At 60.8% G+C, this 16,353-nt stretch carries 14 protein-coding genes; 9 read left to right on the top strand and 5 right to left on the bottom strand.

Annotated features, from left to right (window positions below):
* The first annotated feature begins 76 nt into the window (after positions 1-76).
* From GRI69_RS13290 to GRI69_RS13315, 6 genes are all read left to right on the top strand, one after another.
* Complete coding sequence (locus GRI69_RS13290) at positions 77-1,234, top strand: PepSY-associated TM helix domain-containing protein (protein WP_160728761.1); 1,158 nt, start codon at positions 77-79, stop codon at positions 1,232-1,234.
* The gene (locus GRI69_RS13295; RefSeq protein WP_160728762.1) at positions 1,231-1,428 is read left to right on the top strand and encodes a hypothetical protein; all 198 of its coding nucleotides are present in this window, start codon (positions 1,231-1,233) and stop codon (positions 1,426-1,428) included. The genes GRI69_RS13290 and GRI69_RS13295 overlap by 4 nt, the downstream gene beginning before the upstream one ends.
* A gap of 17 nt (positions 1,429-1,445) precedes the next feature.
* Positions 1,446-3,548 (top strand): TonB-dependent receptor, encoded by a 2,103-nt coding sequence (locus GRI69_RS13300; protein ID WP_160728763.1) that lies wholly within the window; start codon positions 1,446-1,448, stop codon positions 3,546-3,548.
* 90 nt (positions 3,549-3,638) lie between these two features.
* Positions 3,639-4,760: an aminotransferase class I/II-fold pyridoxal phosphate-dependent enzyme gene (locus tag GRI69_RS13305; RefSeq protein WP_160728764.1), complete on the top strand. Its 1,122-nt coding sequence runs from the start codon at positions 3,639-3,641 to the stop codon at positions 4,758-4,760.
* Positions 4,757-5,380: a dethiobiotin synthase gene (bioD, locus tag GRI69_RS13310; protein WP_160728765.1), complete on the top strand. Its 624-nt coding sequence runs from the start codon at positions 4,757-4,759 to the stop codon at positions 5,378-5,380. Before GRI69_RS13305 ends, bioD begins: the two co-directional genes overlap by 4 nt.
* Positions 5,377-6,630, top strand: coding sequence for an adenosylmethionine--8-amino-7-oxononanoate transaminase (locus GRI69_RS13315; RefSeq protein WP_160728766.1), 1,254 nt, complete (start codon positions 5,377-5,379; stop codon positions 6,628-6,630). Before bioD ends, GRI69_RS13315 begins: the two co-directional genes overlap by 4 nt.
* 164 nt (positions 6,631-6,794) lie before the next feature.
* On the opposite strand, the gene GRI69_RS13320 is transcribed toward GRI69_RS13315, so the two are convergent.
* The 3 genes from GRI69_RS13320 to GRI69_RS16435 form a co-directional block, all read right to left on the bottom strand.
* Positions 6,795-7,865 carry a S1C family serine protease gene (locus tag GRI69_RS13320; protein ID WP_237453116.1) on the bottom strand — a complete coding sequence of 357 codons (1,071 nt, stop codon included), beginning with the start codon at positions 7,863-7,865 and terminating at the stop codon, positions 6,795-6,797.
* Positions 7,866-8,423: 558 nt separating this feature from the next.
* Positions 8,424-10,010, bottom strand: a complete 1,587-nt coding sequence (locus GRI69_RS13325) for an ABC1 kinase family protein (RefSeq protein WP_160728768.1) — start codon at positions 10,008-10,010, stop codon at positions 8,424-8,426.
* 4 nt (positions 10,011-10,014) lie between these two features.
* Positions 10,015-10,506, bottom strand: coding sequence for a MarR family winged helix-turn-helix transcriptional regulator (locus GRI69_RS16435; RefSeq protein ID WP_088711256.1), 492 nt, complete (start codon positions 10,504-10,506; stop codon positions 10,015-10,017).
* A gap of 125 nt (positions 10,507-10,631) precedes the next feature.
* On the opposite strand from GRI69_RS16435, the gene GRI69_RS13335 reads away from it, so the two are divergent.
* Genes GRI69_RS13335 through GRI69_RS13345 form a run of 3 tightly spaced genes read left to right on the top strand, consistent with a single transcriptional unit; the run spans position 10,632 to position 14,798 of the window.
* Entirely contained in the window at positions 10,632-11,759 is a 1,128-nt protein-coding gene (locus GRI69_RS13335) for an HlyD family secretion protein (RefSeq protein ID WP_061926347.1), read from the top strand.
* Positions 11,756-13,327: an MDR family MFS transporter gene (locus GRI69_RS13340; RefSeq protein WP_051051456.1), complete on the top strand. Its 1,572-nt coding sequence runs from the start codon at positions 11,756-11,758 to the stop codon at positions 13,325-13,327. The genes GRI69_RS13335 and GRI69_RS13340 overlap by 4 nt, the downstream gene beginning before the upstream one ends.
* 10 nt (positions 13,328-13,337) lie before the next feature.
* Positions 13,338-14,798 (top strand): efflux transporter outer membrane subunit, encoded by a 1,461-nt coding sequence (locus GRI69_RS13345; protein WP_088711257.1) that lies wholly within the window; start codon positions 13,338-13,340, stop codon positions 14,796-14,798.
* Here GRI69_RS13345 and GRI69_RS13350 read toward each other — a convergent pair.
* Entirely contained in the window at positions 14,728-15,222 is a 495-nt protein-coding gene (locus GRI69_RS13350; RefSeq protein WP_082745685.1) for a hotdog fold thioesterase, read from the bottom strand. The genes GRI69_RS13345 and GRI69_RS13350 overlap by 71 nt on opposite strands.
* On the bottom strand, positions 15,219-16,124 hold the full coding sequence (locus GRI69_RS13355; protein WP_088713301.1) for an alpha/beta fold hydrolase: 906 nt from the start codon (positions 16,122-16,124) through the stop codon (positions 15,219-15,221). The genes GRI69_RS13350 and GRI69_RS13355 overlap by 4 nt, the downstream gene beginning before the upstream one ends.
* Positions 16,125-16,353: the final 229 nt, after the last annotated feature.

A 16,353-nucleotide genomic window follows, 5' to 3' on the forward strand; every position in this document is an offset into this window, starting at 1 on the left:
GGCGCTATCGCCAAACACTGCTATTGAGAACTATTCTCATTGACGTATTGCCTATGGCTTTGTAGCGGCTCGCCAAATGTCCCGCCGCGCAATCCGAATCTGGTATCTCGTTCACAAGTGGAGCAGCCTGATACCCACAGCATTCCTGCTCATGCTGTGCGTGACCGGACTTCCGCTGATTTTTCATGACGAGATCGACGCGGCGATGGAGGGGGATACCGAAAAATCCCTTTCGGGACCGCCCTCGGCAGAAGCCGGCCTGCCCCTCGACATGATGCTGGAAAGAGCACTGCAGGACCGCCCCGGCGAAGTGCCGCTGTTCATGGCATTCAGCCAGGACAGCCCTCTGCTGACGGTCACCACGGGGCCTATGCCCGACGCTGCGGGCAAGGACATGACGCTGCTCTTCTTGGATCGCACGAACGGCGCATCGCTCGGTCCCGCACCGGGAAACCCGCTGATGGATTTCTTGCTCCAACTCCATACGGATATGTTCCTCGGCCTTCCGGGTATGTTGGTGCTTGGCGTGATGGGCTTGCTATTCGTTATCGCGCTGATTTCCGGAGTAGTGCTCTACGCGCCCTTTATGCGGAGGATCGCTTTCGGCACGATCCGGCGCAATCGCAGCGGTCGGCTCAAGAGTCTCGATCAGCACAATCTCGTCGGGATAGTCGCGCTCGCTTGGATGGCAATCGTCGGTCTGACCGGGGCAATCAACGCCTTCGCCGATCCCCTGACCGACAGTTGGCGTGATGGCGAAGTTGCTCGGATGACCGCCGCCTATGACGGTGCGGCGCCCCTTCCGCCTGCAGAATACGGCTCCATCGACCAGGCGATGCAGGCGGCGCAGACGGCACTTCCCGGACGCAGCCCGCAGTTCATCGGCTTTCCCGGTGGGGCATGGTCTTCGGGCCATCACTACGCGATCTTCTTCCAGGGCGACCGCCCGGTCACCCAGCACCTGCTCACTCCAGCCCTCGTCGATGCGGAAACGGGCGAACTGACCGACGCGCGTACGATGCCGGTCCTCAACCAGGCGCTGATGATGTCGAAGCCGCTCCACTTCGGAGACTACGGCGGATTACCGCTCAAGCTTCTCTGGGCGGTGCTTACGCTCGCGACGATCTGGGTGCTGTGGACGGGAATCCTCCTCTGGCTACGCCGCCGGCCCGGGCAAATCGAACGCAGGATCGAGGAAATCCGCAGCGGCGGCACCCGGAAAGGTCTTCAATGAGCCGGCCGGGCCACACCGCTATGGGCGTCTTCGCCATACCGCTGGTCATCGGTATTGCATCCATCCTCGGGCTTGTTCTCGGCCTGACGGGCGACGGTGTCCCCGACATTCTGGCGTGGCTGCTTGTCGGCCTGGCCCCTCTGACAATTTTCGCGGCCCTATCCCGCCGCTCTTCCAGCAAATCCCGAACCTGATCCAGAAAGATCCTCCGATGAATTGTACGACGCGTATTTCCACACTCGCAATTGCCATGTCGCTGGCGGCCACCGCGCAGGCTCAGGAACGGAACGACGCGGAGGTTATCGTGGTCACGGCTCAACGCGACAACGCAACGGAAGTCGTCAATGGCGGAAACGCGGGCGTGCTGGGGAACAAGCCAGCCGAGGACCTGCCCTTCACCATCCGGTCGTATGACGAAAGCCTGATCCTCAATCAGCAGCCCCAGACTCTGGGCGATGTACTCGAGAACGATCCAACCATCCGCACCACCTACGGCTTCGGCAATGCCGCCGAGCAGTTCGTTGTGCGCGGCTTCAGCCTGTTCGGCGACGATGTCGGTCTCAACGGACTTTACGGGGTCGGCCCGCGCCAGCTTGTCGCCCCCGAACTGTTCGGAAGCGTCCAAGTGCTAAACGGAGCCAGTGCCTTCCTCAACGGCGCGGCGCCGGGCGGATCGGGTCTGGGCGGCAACGTGAATCTGATCCTCAAGCGCGCTGACCGCCGCGATTTTATCCGCGCGACCGTCAGTGCGGAGGAAAGCGCTCGCTTGGGCGGCGCGGTCGATATCTCGCGCCGCTTCGGGACGAATGCGGCGTGGGGTCTGCGTATCAATGGGGCCTATCGCGACGGCGAAACTTCGGTCGACCGGGAGGATCGCCGCACGGCAGTAATCGGCGGCGCGCTGGACTATACGTCCGGACCGTTTCGCGCAGTGCTTGACCTCGCCTATCAGGAAATCCGCGTCGACGGCCTCCGTCCGAAGGTAACGCTCGGCACCGCAACCATTCCCGAAGTTCCCAAGGCCGACGCGAATTATTCGCAAGACTTCACCTATAGCGAATTGCGGGATGTCTTCGGTACATTGAACCTCGAATACGATCTGGCCGACAATGCCCTGCTCTACGCCCGCGCAGGTGCACGCGACGGCTTTGAAGAGGGGATTTACGGCGGCATCACCGTCAACGATAGCGTCACCGGCGAGGCCACCGGATCGGCGCTGTTCGTCCCCGCCACGACGAACAACGAGGCGGTCGAGGCCGGCGTGCGCGTCAAGCTCGGTAATGCGGTCACTTATGAATTCAATTTCGGCGGGAACATCAATTGGCAGGTGTTCCGCACCGCCTACGACTTCTTGCCCGGTTATGACACCAATCTCTACGACGCCCCGCAAGTACCACTGCCCTCTTCCACTGGCTTCGTCGGTGGAGATGTCGAGGATCCAAACCCTACCGCGCGCACTACGCTGTGGAGCGCTTTCGCTTCGGATACGATCGGCCTTTTGAAGGATCGTATTCTTGTCACCGGCGGCTTGCGTCTCCAAACCATCCGTCAGGAGAACATAAATTACGACGGCACCGATGGCCCCTTCTATGACGAGAGCGCCGTCACACCGGTTGCGGGCATAGTGGTCAAGCCGTTCGAGCGCCTGTCGCTCTATGGCAATCGGATCGAGGCACTGCAGTCCGGACCTATCGCGCCAAACGATCTTGAGAATCCAGTGACCAATGCGGGCCAAGCGCTGGCGCCGCGCAGGTCGGTTCAGTACGAGGTTGGCGGCAAGCTGGGCTTGGGCGGCATGTTCCTGACACTCGGTGCCTATACAGTGGAGCGACCGGGCGAGGGTATTCTTCCCGATGGCAGCTTCGGCTATCTGGGTGTTCAGCGTCACCAGGGACTGGAATTCACCGCGAATGGTGAACTCGCGCCCGGTCTGAGGTTGATCGGCGGCGCGGCACTGACCGATGCGGAATTTGTGGGTGGCAACGAAGTCGCGGGCGTCCCGGAATACACCGCCAACGCCAATGTCGAATGGGACCTCGGCTTCGTACCGGGCGCGACCCTGACCGGGCGCATGGTCCACACCGGGCCGCAGTGGGTCGATGCAGCCAATACGCTGGAGCTTGACAGCTGGACCCGTTTCGATCTTGGCGCGCGCTATGTCTTCGCTGCCGGGACTACCCCTGTGACCCTGCGTTTGTCGGTCGATAACGTCGCCAACGAGCAGTACTGGGCCAGCGCTTTCGATGTGTTTTCTTCGGCCCTTCTCCAGGGCACACCGCGCACCATCAAGGCGAGTGTCTCGGCCGGCTTCTAAGTCATTGAACCGGGCCTATCTGGCATAATTCGCGCCGCCTTCGCGGCAACGCTTTCCTGTTTGAAAATCATCGCCTAGGCGGCGCGGATTGTGCCTTTACCAGACATCTACCAAGACGATCTTTCCCGCCTGGATGAGACCGGCCGCCGCCGGGCGCTCGCCTCGCGGACGGGGAAGGATTTTTCCTCGAACGATTATCTGGCGCTTGCGAACTCGGAAGAGCTTCGGGAAATCGCTGCCGCTGCGTTGCTACGCGGGGTGGCCTTGGGTTCGGGCGGGTCACGGCTGCTCCGGGGCAACACGCAAGAGCACGAAGCGCTGGAAGCGGAGGCCGCGCAATTATTCGGATCACATTCGGCGCTTTTCGTCGGTTCGGGCTTCGCTGCCAACAGCCTGATTTTCGCTACCCTGCCACAGCAAGGTGATCTCATCCTCCACGACGCGCTGGTCCATGCAAGCGCCCACGAAGGGATGAAGCTGTCTCGCGCTTCGCGCATTGCTTTTCCGCACAATGACGTCGATGCCGCTGCCTCCGTGATCGCACGCTGGCGGGAAAACGGCAGTCGCGGTACACCGTGGATCGCCTTCGAGACGCTATACAGCATGGATGGCGACACCGCACCGGTCGCGGACTTCGCTGCGCTTGCCGAACGTGAGGGCGCAATGCTGCTGATCGACGAGGCGCACGCGGTGGGTGTCTGCGGGACGCAGGGGCGCGGACTGGCTGCGCAGTGCCATGGACAGGAGAATGCTGTCCTGCTGGCAACCTGCGGGAAGGCCCTCGGATGCGAGGGCGCGCTGATTTTCGCTCCTACGACTATTCGCGACTTCCTCGTCAATCGCGGGCGCAGCTTCATTTTTTCGACTGCGCCGTCACCGCTAATGACTGCAATCGTTCGGGGCGCGCTGGTCTTGGCGGGAGCAGCAAATGATCGGCGCGAAAGGCTGAGCAAACTTGTCAGAAGGACTACCGAGATTCTCGAACCGCTTGGGATTGTATCCACCGGCACGCATATCCAACGGCTCATCGTTGGGGACGATGCGCGTGCCATGACGCTCGCTTCCGCCCTTCAGTCACGCGGCTTCGACGTGCGCGGCATCCGACAGCCTTCAGTACCCCAGGGGACCGCACGGCTGCGCATCTCGATCACGCTCAACACAGACGAGGCGGCGATTGCCGCGCTCGGCAATGAATTAGAGAACCTGCTTTGACCCGCGCACTCATCGTCACCGGCACCGACACCGATATCGGGAAGACCGTATTCGCCGCCGGGCTCGCTGCAGCGCTCGGAGCGCATTACTGGAAGCCGGTGCAGGCGGGGCTTGAAGACGGGAGCGATTCCGGCCGCGTCGCAGCGCTGGGCGTGCCAGACACCAGGATCCTGCCCGAGGCTTATCGGCTTTCCACACCCTGCTCACCCCACCGCGCCGCCGAGATCGACGGCCTGACTATCGATCCGGCGCGCCTCGCACTGCCGCAGGTAGAGGGTGCTCTGGTCGTGGAGGGGGCGGGCGGCGCTCTCGTCCCGGTAACGCGCGAATTGCTTTTTGCCGATCTCTTCGCCCGATGGGGAGCGCCAGCAATCATCGTCGCGCGAACCGGGCTCGGTACAATCAACCACAGCCTGCTGACGATCGAGGCCTTGCGGGCCCGCGGCGTTCCTATCCTCGGCCTGGCTTTCGTCGGCGATCCGCAGGAAGATAGCGAGATTACCGTGTGCACTATTGGCAAGGTGGCGCGCCTCGGCAGGCTGCCCATGCTCGATCCACTCATAGGCGACTGCCTGGCCTCCGCCTTTCTAACCCATTTTGACCTTCAGAAATTCGCATGACCCACTCGTCCATCTGGCACCCCTTTACCCAGCATGGGCTGGGCGAGCCGATCCCCAAGGTCACTCATGCCGAGGGCGCCGTGCTGCACACCGAGGATGGTGCGCGGGTGATCGACGCAATCTCCTCCTGGTGGGTGACCACTCACGGCCATGCGCATCCCAAGATTGCTGCCGCGATCGCACGGCAAGCGGCGCGGCTCGACCAGATCATCTTTGCCGGCTGGACCCACGAACCGGCGGAAGAGCTTGCCGCAGGTCTGCGCGCGATGATGCCCTCCAGCCTGACGCGCGTGTTCTTCTCGGACTCCGGATCTACCAGCGTGGAAGTAGCCCTGAAAATGGCGCTCGGCCATTGGCTCCACCGCGGTGAAGAGCGCCACCGGATCGTGGTGCTGGACAATGGCTATCACGGCGACACGATCGGCACCATGTCGGTCGGGGCACGGGGTGCTTTCAACCGCGCATACGAGCCACTCCTGTTCGACGTCACTTCGATCCCGTTTCCGTATGCAGGCGTAGGGCAGGCCGCGATCGATGCGCTAGAGGCTGCCTGCCGCGACGGCGCCGCAGCCTTCATCGTCGAACCGCTCGTACTCGGTGCTGGCGGGATGTTGATGTACGCTGCGGAGACGCTGGCGGAAATGCGCCGCATCTGCGCGGTCCACGGCACCCTTTTCATCGCTGACGAAGTGATGACCGGATGGGGCCGGACCGGCACGCTGCTGGCATGTGAGCAGGCCGGTATCGAACCCGATATACTCTGCCTCTCCAAGGGGCTTACCGGGGGCGCGTTACCGCTGGCGGTGACGATGGCCAGCGAGCCGCTATACGCCGCCCATTACGGAACCGACCGCGGGCAGATGTTCTTCCATTCCTCCAGCTACACCGCCAACCCGGTCGCATGTGCAGCAGCCAATGCGAACCTTACGATCTGGCGCGAGGAACCAGTGGAGCAACGGATCGCTAACTTGGCCCAATGGCAGGCAAAAAGGCTGGGAAAGCTCGCATCCCACCACTCGGTACGCGATCCGCGCCAGCTGGGCACGATTGCCGCTTTCGATGTAGGCGCTGCCGAGGGCTATCTCTCGGATCTCGCGCCCCGGATGCTGGCGATGTTCAGGGAACGTGGCGTACTGCTCCGGCCGCTTGGCAACACAGTCTACGTTATGCCGCCATATTGCATCGGCGAAGAAGAGCTGGACATGATCTACGATGCGGTCAGCGAAGTTATGGACCTCGTTGGGTCATAACAAAAGCATGGCTGGAGTGCCTCTGGCGTGAGCCAGAATCTCGCGTCTGCGTCAGGGCTTGAAACCTCCTGTCCGTTTCCGAGTTTTGTGGTCGATAACAAGGCGGCCTGATACCGCGCCAACACAGCTGGGTCGGTCTTTATAGCCCGACCCATTCTACGCCCCTAACCGCCCGGCTCAAGTTCCAGTCGGGCCTTACGTTCGTCTCCGCCGCGCAGCAGTGTCACCTCCACGCTCTGCCCGACGCGAAAATCGTCGAGCCGCGCCAGTAGATCCCCGACCCGCGTGACGGGTTCGCCATTCAGGGCAGTGATGATGTCGCCCGGCACGACGCCGCGGCGAGTACGCTGCGCCGCACTAAGGCCCGCCCGAGCTGCGACCGATCCAGGTTCCACCCGTAGGACGAAAACCCCTTGGACCCCACTGGCGCGCTTGAGGCGATCGTTGATATTCTCGTCGCTTTCGATCCCCAACGTGGGGCGAGTATACCTGCCATCGGCGATCAGCTGCGGCACCACGCGCATGACGGTGTCGATGGGAACCGCAAATCCGATCCCTGCCGACGCGCCCGAAGGACTGTAGATCGCCGTGTTAATACCGATCAGCCGTCCGGCAGAATCGAGCAGGGGACCGCCCGAATTTCCCGGGTTGATCGCTGCATCGGTCTGGATGAGGTTGCGGATATCGGGCCCACCCTCATTGGGGAGAGACCGGTCGAGCGCCGATACGATTCCTTTGGTGAGCGTCCAGTCGAGGCCGAAAGGATTGCCGATAGCGAAGACGTTTTGCCCGACCAGAAGGTCCTCGCTTGTACCGATCGGAACACGTCCCGGGGCGCGGAATCCGGCCCCACCGATTCTAAGGACCGCAAGATCGTGCTCGGGGCTCGCACCGACGAGCGAAGCTGAAAATTCGCGTCCGTCGGCGAGCTGAATCTGAGCTTCCGAAGCACCTTCGATGACGTGGTAATTGGTGAGGATATGCCCTGCATCGTCCCAAACCAGACCCGATCCGGAACCCCGCGGCACGCTATAAACATTGCGGGACCAGAAATCGGCCACACGCTGCCGCGTCGAAATGAAGACTACGGATTCGCGGGCGTTCCGGAACAGCTCTATTGTTGCACGCTCATCGGCAGCAAGATCCCCGCGCGGTGTCACGGTGGGGTTTTCCGCCGTAGCCACCGATTGGCTGAAAAGCAGCGTGGCTACGGCGGTCAGGAGGAATGCGTTCATGGCGACAAGCACGATTATCCAAGGGCGAAAGGTTCTACCATTTCCGACAAGCGAATTTCGCATGGAAGGGCATCTAGGTTTTATACTTCTGCAATCAATGGTCACAGCCCAAGTCTGCGCACGTGACCTCGGCCAGAGGGCAGCAGCCAGAAAGCCAGCAAAGGGCCATGGGAAACAGGAAGGTGGCGGAGCAGGAGGGATTCGAATAAAGGAATTAAATTACGAAACTTCAAGATACAAATGCCCCGTATTATACAGATTACCCCCAAATATACCCCCACCTAAAGGGCCTTCTTTTGTCAAACCTTTCCCAACGAACTTTAGGAATAAGTTGATGGCAGCTTTGCGCCCCAATAGCGGCCATAAAGTCAGGCGAGGACACGCTTGAAAGCTGCCGTTCCAAAGTTTCGTCTGATTGAGGAAAATAAGCCTTCAATCGCAATAGGTCGAAAAATTTTCTTCGCGATGCGTCTTGGTCGCTGAAGTGAGGCGCATGAAATCCTCGTTAAGTTCGGCTTTGCCGTATCGTGACCGTGCACGAATTAAGTTGCTCCTTCATTATGACTTTCGGATGAGCACCACCCCAGCAATCACAAGCGCGCCGCCAGCCAGAAGCCAGGATTGATCGACAAGCAACGCGCTAGCTATGATCAATGCGGCAGCTAGAGGGCCTTTCAAGGACTGACGCTCATTGCGAAGTCCAGCGAGCTGCTCGATACTGAGCGGATCGAGCTGAACCGGCACATATCCTGACTTTGCGATCGAGTTCGCAGTGGCAAGTATGTCGGGCAAGGATGCCGACAAACCCAGCAGCTGACCGCGAAGTCTCTTCAAACCCGACCGAGCGCTGCCGAGCGAGAACCGCTCGGCGAGAAGCTCCGTGATGATCGGCCGGGTCTCTTCGGCGATGTTGTAGTCCGGTGCCAGCGATCGGACGAAGCCCTCTGCAGTCAACAAGGTACGCAGAAGAATGGCCAGATCAGGTGGCAGAACCAGTCGATAATCCCGCAACAGGTCGAAAGCGCGGGAAAAAATCTGCGAGAACTCGATGCCAGATAGCACGGTCCCCCTGAACTCTCCGATCAACTGATCCAGATCCACCGCGAGCGCATCGCGATCCACCTTCGGCTCCCCCGCCCATGCGAGCAGGACATTCGTGACATCGCTGGTTTCCTCACCAGCGATCGCAAGGACGAGGCGGACGATCTCGTCGCGCCTGGCCTTGGTGAGCGTCCCGACCGATCCAAAGTCGATGAAGCCGACATCCTGCTCGCCGATCATGAAGACGTTACCGGGATGGGGGTCGCCGTGAAATTCGCCGTTCAGGATGATCATCCGCAGGACAGCGTTGGCATAGCTTTTAGCGAAAGCCGCCACCCGCGGGTCGCCCGATGGGCTGCCCAGCGAAGACGCGGGCCTGCCGTACAGGCGTTCCTGAACGTTCACCCGCAGCCCGGTCAGTTCCCAATGGATGGCCGGGGACCTGACGCCGATGGTATCGAGATATGCGCCGATCCGCTCGCAGGCTCGGGATTCCGCAGCGAGGTCCATCTCCCAGGCAAGATTGCGGCCGAAGGTCCGCAGAAACTCGACTGGCCGGTAACGCGCGATGTCCGGCGACCGTGCTTCCACGATCCCGGCAAGGCGTATAAGGAGGCGCACATCAGCCTCCATCCGAGCGGCAGTGCCTGGCCGCCGAACCTTCACGATGACCTCGCTTCCGTCCCGCAGTCTGGCGGAATAGGTTTGCGCTATGGAGGCAGAGGCCAAAGGCTTTTCGTCGAACTGCGCAAAGTCGCTCCGCCAGTCCTCACCCCAGCTTGAAGCAAGTACGGGCTCGATATCTGCGAAGGGCACTGACGACACCTGATCGTGCAGGGTTGAGAATGCCGTGATCCAGTGTTCGGTAAACAGATCGCTTCGGGTGGCGAGGAGTTGCCCCAGCTTTATGCCGACTGGCCCGATGTCACGGAGGAACGCCACAACTGCAGCCGGATGAAATTCGCGAGGATCGATGACATTGCTCGAAGAGGGAATAAATCCGAGGGCTCCGGCGAGATTCTTCGCGCCGTGCCTCATTAGGATTTGGCCGATCTCCGCGGCGCGAGCGATGCTGCTGATAGGCTTTTCCGGGGGCGATGCCATGATTTTACTCAGCCTCGGCCCGGAGTTGGTCCAGATTTTCCGATACCCTTTCAAGAGTCTGCTGCAACGTTTGCTTCTCGTCGGCGGCAATGTCGCGCCAAAGCAGACCATGAAGCCTATCCGCGGAGCCTCTCAGTTCGGGCAGCAGATCGTCAAGCTGCTCCGTGAGGATGAGCTGCCACGCTCGCCGATCCGTCTCAGCTCGAAGCCTTTTCATCAGCCCGCGTGCGCAAAGACCTGCAACCGCCTGGCCGATGGTCGCCGATTCCAGTTCCAGTTTCTTGGCGATTTCAGCCTGCGTAAGGGCAGGATCGCGAAGAAGTTGTCCGATGATCCTCCACTGTGTCTGATTGAGACCGATCCTGGCGACCCTCGCATCGTACACTCTGCGCGCGCCGCGACTGATCTCGTCCATAAGATAGAGAATGCGGTCATCATCGGTGATGACCTTCTGCCGACGCTGAGACCGTGACATGGTATCTGGTTTTTCATCCATAGCGCTGTGTAGTCGGATAGCCTCGGATGCCCAAATGCAAACTGCTAAATGCCTTTACTATCTGACTCACGGCTCATAGGGCGCGAGACGCGTTCACCTTTTACTGAGGCTGCCGAAAGAGTCAGATGACCGATAACTCCAACCAACCGGAGCAGGAGGGCACAACCCCAACGAAACCGCAATCGCGGCGTGGCTTGCGCATCGTGCTAATCATCGTTGGTCTTGCCGTGCTGCTTGGCGGGATCTGGTGGTACTACCGGCACGTAACCTACGGACAGTACATGCAGACGACCGATAACGCCTATGTCGCTGCCGACAGCGTCGTTATCTCTTCCAAGGTAGCGGGATACGTCGAAGAGGTCTTCGTGGGGGAGAACGAGCAGGTTGCTCGCGGCGGAGCCCTCGTACAACTGGATCTGCGGGATTATCAGGCGCAAGCGCAACAGGCGCGCGCACAGATCGCTGCGACCCTGGCCGGTGCCGACACAATCCGTTCTCAGGTAGCCGAACAGGATGCAGCCATTCGCCAGGCGCGGGGCCAACTCGCCGCCGCGCGCGCAGCACTGGACCTCGCGAACGACCAGGTGGCGCGATATCGGCCCCTTGCCGCGACAGGAGCCGAACCGCGGGAAAAGCTAGACCAGTATGAGGCGCAGGCGCGGCAAGCGCGGGCCGAACTCGTCGCCGCGCAGGCGGCGGTGGCTGCCGCGACCGCGCGCCGAGGGACCCTGTTCGAGCAGATCAACCAGACCCAGGCGCAGGCGGACGCTGCTCGCGCTCAGCTGGAAACAGCCGACCTTACGGTTGAATCGACCTTGCTGCGCGCCAGCAAGGCCGGCCGCGTCGGCGATCTCTCGGTGAGGGTGGGCCAGTTCGTGCAACCGGGTCAACGTTTGATGACGGTGGTTCCGGTGAGGGCGATCTACGTGACGGCAAACTTCAAGGAAACGCAGGTCGGCCTGATCCGGGCCGGCCAAAGCGTCAGGCTCGAAGTTGACGCCCTACCCGACCTTGAGATCGCGGGACGAGTGGTCAGCATATCGCCGGGAACGGGCGCGGAATTTTCCATCCTCCCCCCCGAAAATGCCACCGGCAACTTTACCAAGATCGTTCAACGGATACCCGTCCGCATCGGTATCGATGCTCCCCCTGAAGTGCGGCGTCTGCTCGTTCCCGGCATGTCGGTAGTGGCTACGGTCGACACCCGGAATGCTGCCGGCGAATTGGAAGAGATCTCGAGTCGGACTCAATGACCGAGATACTGGCAGCGCAGGACACTTCGATCGGGCCGGCCGGGGGCCGAAAGAACGCAGACGTGACTGCCTGGGTCGCTGTGGCCGCGGGCGCGCTTGGCGCCATGCTCGCGACGCTGGACATATCAATCGTCAATTCCGCACTCCCCGTCATTCAGGGCGAGATCGGTGCCACAGGCGCCGAAGGCACCTGGATTGCTACGTCATTTCTCGTTGCTGAAATCGTCGTCATTCCGCTGAGCGCTTGGCTCGAACGGCTGTTCGGTCTGCGAACCCTCCTCATCATCGCGGTTAGCGCGTTCACCGCATTTTCGGTGCTATGCGGGATTGCAACCGACCTTACGACCATGATCATCGGCCGAACGGGTCAGGGATTCACGGGCGGAGTCCTCATTCCGACCGCAATGACTATTGTGGCTAAACGATTACCGCCGCACCAACAGCCAATCGGAATGGCCCTGTTCGGCATGACTGTGGTTCTTGGCCCCGTGATGGGGCCATTGATCGGCGGCTGGCTGACCGAGAACCTGAGCTGGCACTATGCCTTTTTCGTCAATGTGCCAGTCTGCGCAATCCTGCTGCTCTTGCTGTTTATCGGGCTGCCTCACGAGAAGCCCAAGTGGGAATATCTCACGGACGCCGATTGGGCTGGCATTCTCGGGCTGATCCTCGGACTGGGCGGTCTGACTGTTGTACTCGAGGAAGGGCACCGTGAGGAATGGTTCGAGTCCTCACTCATTCGCTGGCTAACGGTGGTGACCATTATCGGCTTTGCCTGTTTGATTTACGGACAGGTGAAGGCACGCAAGCCAGTCTTGAAGTTGCAGCTCCTGTTCAATCGACAGTTCGCCAGCGTCGCGATCATGGCGCTCGCCCTGGGCATGGTGATGTATGGTTCGACCTATGTCATTCCGCAGTTTCTGGCGATCATCTCTGACTATAATGCTTTTCAGACGGGACTGGTCATCTTCTGGATGGGTGTCCCGGCCTTTCTCCTGATGCCGGTTCTGCCCCTGATGATCCGCAAGGTGGACATCCGCATTGCCGTCGGCACCGGAATGCTGCTGATGGCGATCAGCTGCTTTGTCAGCACGAGTCTGACCGCCGAATCCGGCGGCGCTGTCTTCACTGAAAGTCAGCTTATCCGCGGGGCCGGAATGATACTTGCGATGATGTTCCTGAATCAGGCAACGGTTGCGTCGGTGGCCAAGGAAGACGCGGGCGATGCCTCGGGCATTTTCAACGCGGCCCGCAATCTTGGCGGATCATTCGCCCTCTCGGCCCTCGCTTCGTTCCAGGACCAGCGAATTTGGCACCATACGAGGCGCATGGAAGAAACGCTGAATGCGAACAGCGTTTCGCTGCAGACCTATCTCGACGGACTGGCGCGAAGCTTGGGCGATATGGAACGAGCGATGGCGGCACTCGGCGGCACTCTCCAGCGCGAAGCGTTCATCATGACCTACAATGATGTCTTTCTGGTGATGGGACTTCTCACACTCGCGACAGTCCCGCTTGTTCTGTTCCTCAAGCCGCTTCCGGAAAATGTCTCCCTTTCGATGCACTGAGCCCGAGATTATGCGCCACTTGCTACCTCCGATTATCACTATCGCCTTGCTAGCTGGATGCACGGCTGGGCCCGATTATGCAGGCCCCCCGGAAGTTGTGTCAGCAGACACGGGCACTCGCTTTGTGCGCGCTGGCAGTGATGTGAGCGCATCTGATCCGGTTGTCGCTCAATGGTGGCTGCTGCTCGGCGATCCCGAGTTGACGCGGCTGGTGGAGGCTGCGCTGTCCGGCAACCCTTCGCTCGCCGCAGCGCAGGCGCGCATTGCCCAGGCACGGGCATCCATCAGGCAAGACCGTGCGGGTCGAATGCCATCGCTTGGGGCACAGGCCACCACCGTGCAGGGCCGGCTTCGTGGTCTCGACATTCAAGGCGGGGCGCCCCCCCCGTCAGAGCAAACCAATTCCGACGCAGAAACCGATGACTCGCTCAGCTTTTTCAATGTGGGCCTTAACGCCAACTGGGAGCTGGAGTTCGCCGGTGGCTCGCGCAGGCGCATTGAAGCCAGCAATGCCCAAGCTGCTGCAACGGTGGCCAATGCAGAGGACGCAAAGGTCCAGTTGACTGCCCAAGTGGCCAGCACCTACGTCAATTTGCGGGAGGCCCAATTCCGCGCAGAGCAATTTGAGGCGCAGATTTCGTTGCAGGAAGAGATCCTGGCGCTGACATACCAACGCTATCAGCGCGGTGCATTGCCGCTTTTCCCGGTAGGCACCGCGAATGCCGAACTGGAGATGCTCAAGTCACAACTTGCCGAAGCTGAAGCGGATATCGCAGTCCTGTCTGATGCACTCGCTATACTGACCGGACAGGTGCCGGGATCAGTTGATGCAGCGCTCACGACTGCGCATTCCATTCCCATGCCGCCAGAGCAGGTCGCGATCGGCGATCCGGCAAGCCTGGTGGCGCGTCGGCCTGACATAAGGGCGGCCGAACGGTCTCTTGCCGCGTCGACGGCGCGGATCGGGGTGGCCGAGGCGGCGCGGTTCCCGAAATTGTCCTTCACGGGGATCCTGGGCCTCGGCGGATCCTCGTTGGACGACGTTGTCGATGTCGGCGATTTCTCCGCACTCGCGATCCCACGCCTCCAGTGGAATTTTCTGGATTTCGGCAGGGTAGACGCTGCGATCGACCAAGCCGGGGCGGCGCGCAACGAAGCAGTCGCCAATTACCAGCAGACGGTGCTTCTGGCACTGCAAGACGCCGAACGTGCCTTGGCTCGCTTCGGCCAGCAGCGTGTGGCGCTCGCTGCCAGTATGCAAATCAAGAAGCAGGCTGACGGCGCGGCGGACCTGAACCGCCAACGTTTTGCCGCAGGAGCGATCTCGAAGGCTGACCTCAACCGGGCCCTGCGAGAACAGCAGCAGGCCTCAGCAGACCTCGTCCGGGCAAAAGGTGCCCTTACGCTGGCGTGGATCGCGCTGCAGAAGTCGCTGGGCCTTGGGTGGCAAGAGCCTGTTCGAGATCAATAGTCCCGCCGCGCTGATCAAGTGATCCGGTTGACGAGAAGTAGGCGCCCCTGCCGCTGGCGACCAACTTGTCGTCGGGCTCGAGAACCCGGGTTTCCGCCACCGAAATCTGTCGCCCGATCTTCACGATCTGTCCGTGAGCAGTGAGAGGTCCTGAGGTTGCAGGACGGTGGTAATCGACATGCAGATCGGCCGTCGCTCTCGCCGCGACGCCCCCGGCAAGCAGAGTATAAAGCCCGGTGAGGTCGACCAGTGAAGCCAGGATCCCTCCATGCGCCGACCCAATCATAGGGTTCGACACGATCTCTTCGCGCCATGGCATGGTGATCGCGATTCCCTGGTCGGAGCATGTTGCAATCTCCAGCCCAAGCCATCGATGAAACGGCGCGATATTCAGCATTTCCTGCAAGCGCTCTCGATCGATCATAGCTCCCTCGTCCCCTGTGGTTGAGCCGTATCGCAAGAGTGATGGGTTCGTAGGAAATCGACGATAGCGGCGGAGAAGGCATCGTTCGCATCGCCCACGACCATGTGCGTGGCATCGGCAATATCGGTGTATTCTGCATGGGGGGCGAGTTGTCGCAGATGCAAAACGGCCTCTTCGGAAACAAGATCGCTAGAGCCGCCTCGGATGAGGTGAAGCGGAAGCGTGAGATTCGCCGCAGCTTGGCTCAGCATTGCCGATTGACGTTCTTGGCTGTCTGGGTCGCCTTGTCTGGCTGACATTATATTACGGATGAACACCGGGTCCCAGTGCCAATAGAAGCGCCCATCCGACTTCTGCCGCAGATAGTTTTTCAGACCATCGCTCGCGCCCCGCTTGGGACGATGCGGCATGTAGCGAGCGATCACGTCGGCCGCCTCCTCTGGTGAGGCGAAGCCGCTATCGACATGCTCTTCCATGAAACCAACCACGCGCATCACACCGCTGGGCTCCATGCGCGGGGCAATGTCGACCAATGTGAGTGAAGCAAAGCTACCTGGAGCAAGCTCCCCTGCGGCAATCAGTCCAGCGAGCCCGCCCAGTGAAGCGCCAACCAGCGCTGGCTTCTGGTCCAGGCGCGACGCTGCAGCGACCAGATCCGCCGCGAAGTCGCGCATTTCATAAGCTCCGCATGGCGACCAATCGCTGTCTCCGTGACCGCGCATGTCGAAGGCGATTGCGCGAAAGCCGGCTTGAGCCAGCTCGCTGACCACCCTTCTCCACGCGCGCCGTGTCTGCCCGCCGCCGTGCGCAAGAAGGACGGGTTTAGCGTAGGCATCCCCCTCAGCCTCGGCTGTAAGAGAAATCGCGCCTGCGCCCTCAATCGTAAAGGTTTCTCTCGCCATCTCCGGATGGTAGGAAAGGCGCGCTAAATAGTAAACCAATTTAGTTTGTGGCTCTCGGCTCCGTGTTGGCTGTCCTGCAGGGGCGTTTCAACGACGGCAAAAGTCTATGCCAAGAGGGGTTTCTCCAGACCATTCTCTAATGCACCGGCTTGCGATTCGGTCAGCAGTCGCTGTCCGCTTAATCCGCTCAAAGATATAAAAGCTGCCTTTCCGCTTCCGGCCCCATAGC

It is taken from the genome of Qipengyuania vulgaris (assembly GCF_009827325.1).
Classification (GTDB): domain Bacteria; phylum Pseudomonadota; class Alphaproteobacteria; order Sphingomonadales; family Sphingomonadaceae; genus Qipengyuania; species Qipengyuania vulgaris.

Coding starts and splice junctions, on each gene's coding strand:
- GRI69_RS13290 (WP_160728761.1), top strand. CDS start 77: ATGTCCCGCCGCGCAATCCGAATCTGGTATCTCGTTCACAAGTGGAGC.
- GRI69_RS13295 (WP_160728762.1), top strand. CDS start 1,231: ATGAGCCGGCCGGGCCACACCGCTATGGGCGTCTTCGCCATACCGCTG.
- GRI69_RS13300 (WP_160728763.1), top strand. CDS start 1,446: ATGAATTGTACGACGCGTATTTCCACACTCGCAATTGCCATGTCGCTG.
- GRI69_RS13315 (WP_160728766.1), top strand. CDS start 5,377: ATGACCCACTCGTCCATCTGGCACCCCTTTACCCAGCATGGGCTGGGC.
- GRI69_RS13320 (WP_237453116.1), bottom strand. CDS start 7,865: ATGAACGCATTCCTCCTGACCGCCGTAGCCACGCTGCTTTTCAGCCAA.
- GRI69_RS13325 (WP_160728768.1), bottom strand. CDS start 10,010: ATGGCATCGCCCCCGGAAAAGCCTATCAGCAGCATCGCTCGCGCCGCG.
- GRI69_RS16435 (WP_088711256.1), bottom strand. CDS start 10,506: ATGGATGAAAAACCAGATACCATGTCACGGTCTCAGCGTCGGCAGAAG.
- GRI69_RS13335 (WP_061926347.1), top strand. CDS start 10,632: ATGACCGATAACTCCAACCAACCGGAGCAGGAGGGCACAACCCCAACG.
- GRI69_RS13340 (WP_051051456.1), top strand. CDS start 11,756: ATGACCGAGATACTGGCAGCGCAGGACACTTCGATCGGGCCGGCCGGG.
- GRI69_RS13345 (WP_088711257.1), top strand. CDS start 13,338: ATGCGCCACTTGCTACCTCCGATTATCACTATCGCCTTGCTAGCTGGA.
- GRI69_RS13350 (WP_082745685.1), bottom strand. CDS start 15,222: ATGATCGATCGAGAGCGCTTGCAGGAAATGCTGAATATCGCGCCGTTT.
- GRI69_RS13355 (WP_088713301.1), bottom strand. CDS start 16,124: ATGGCGAGAGAAACCTTTACGATTGAGGGCGCAGGCGCGATTTCTCTT.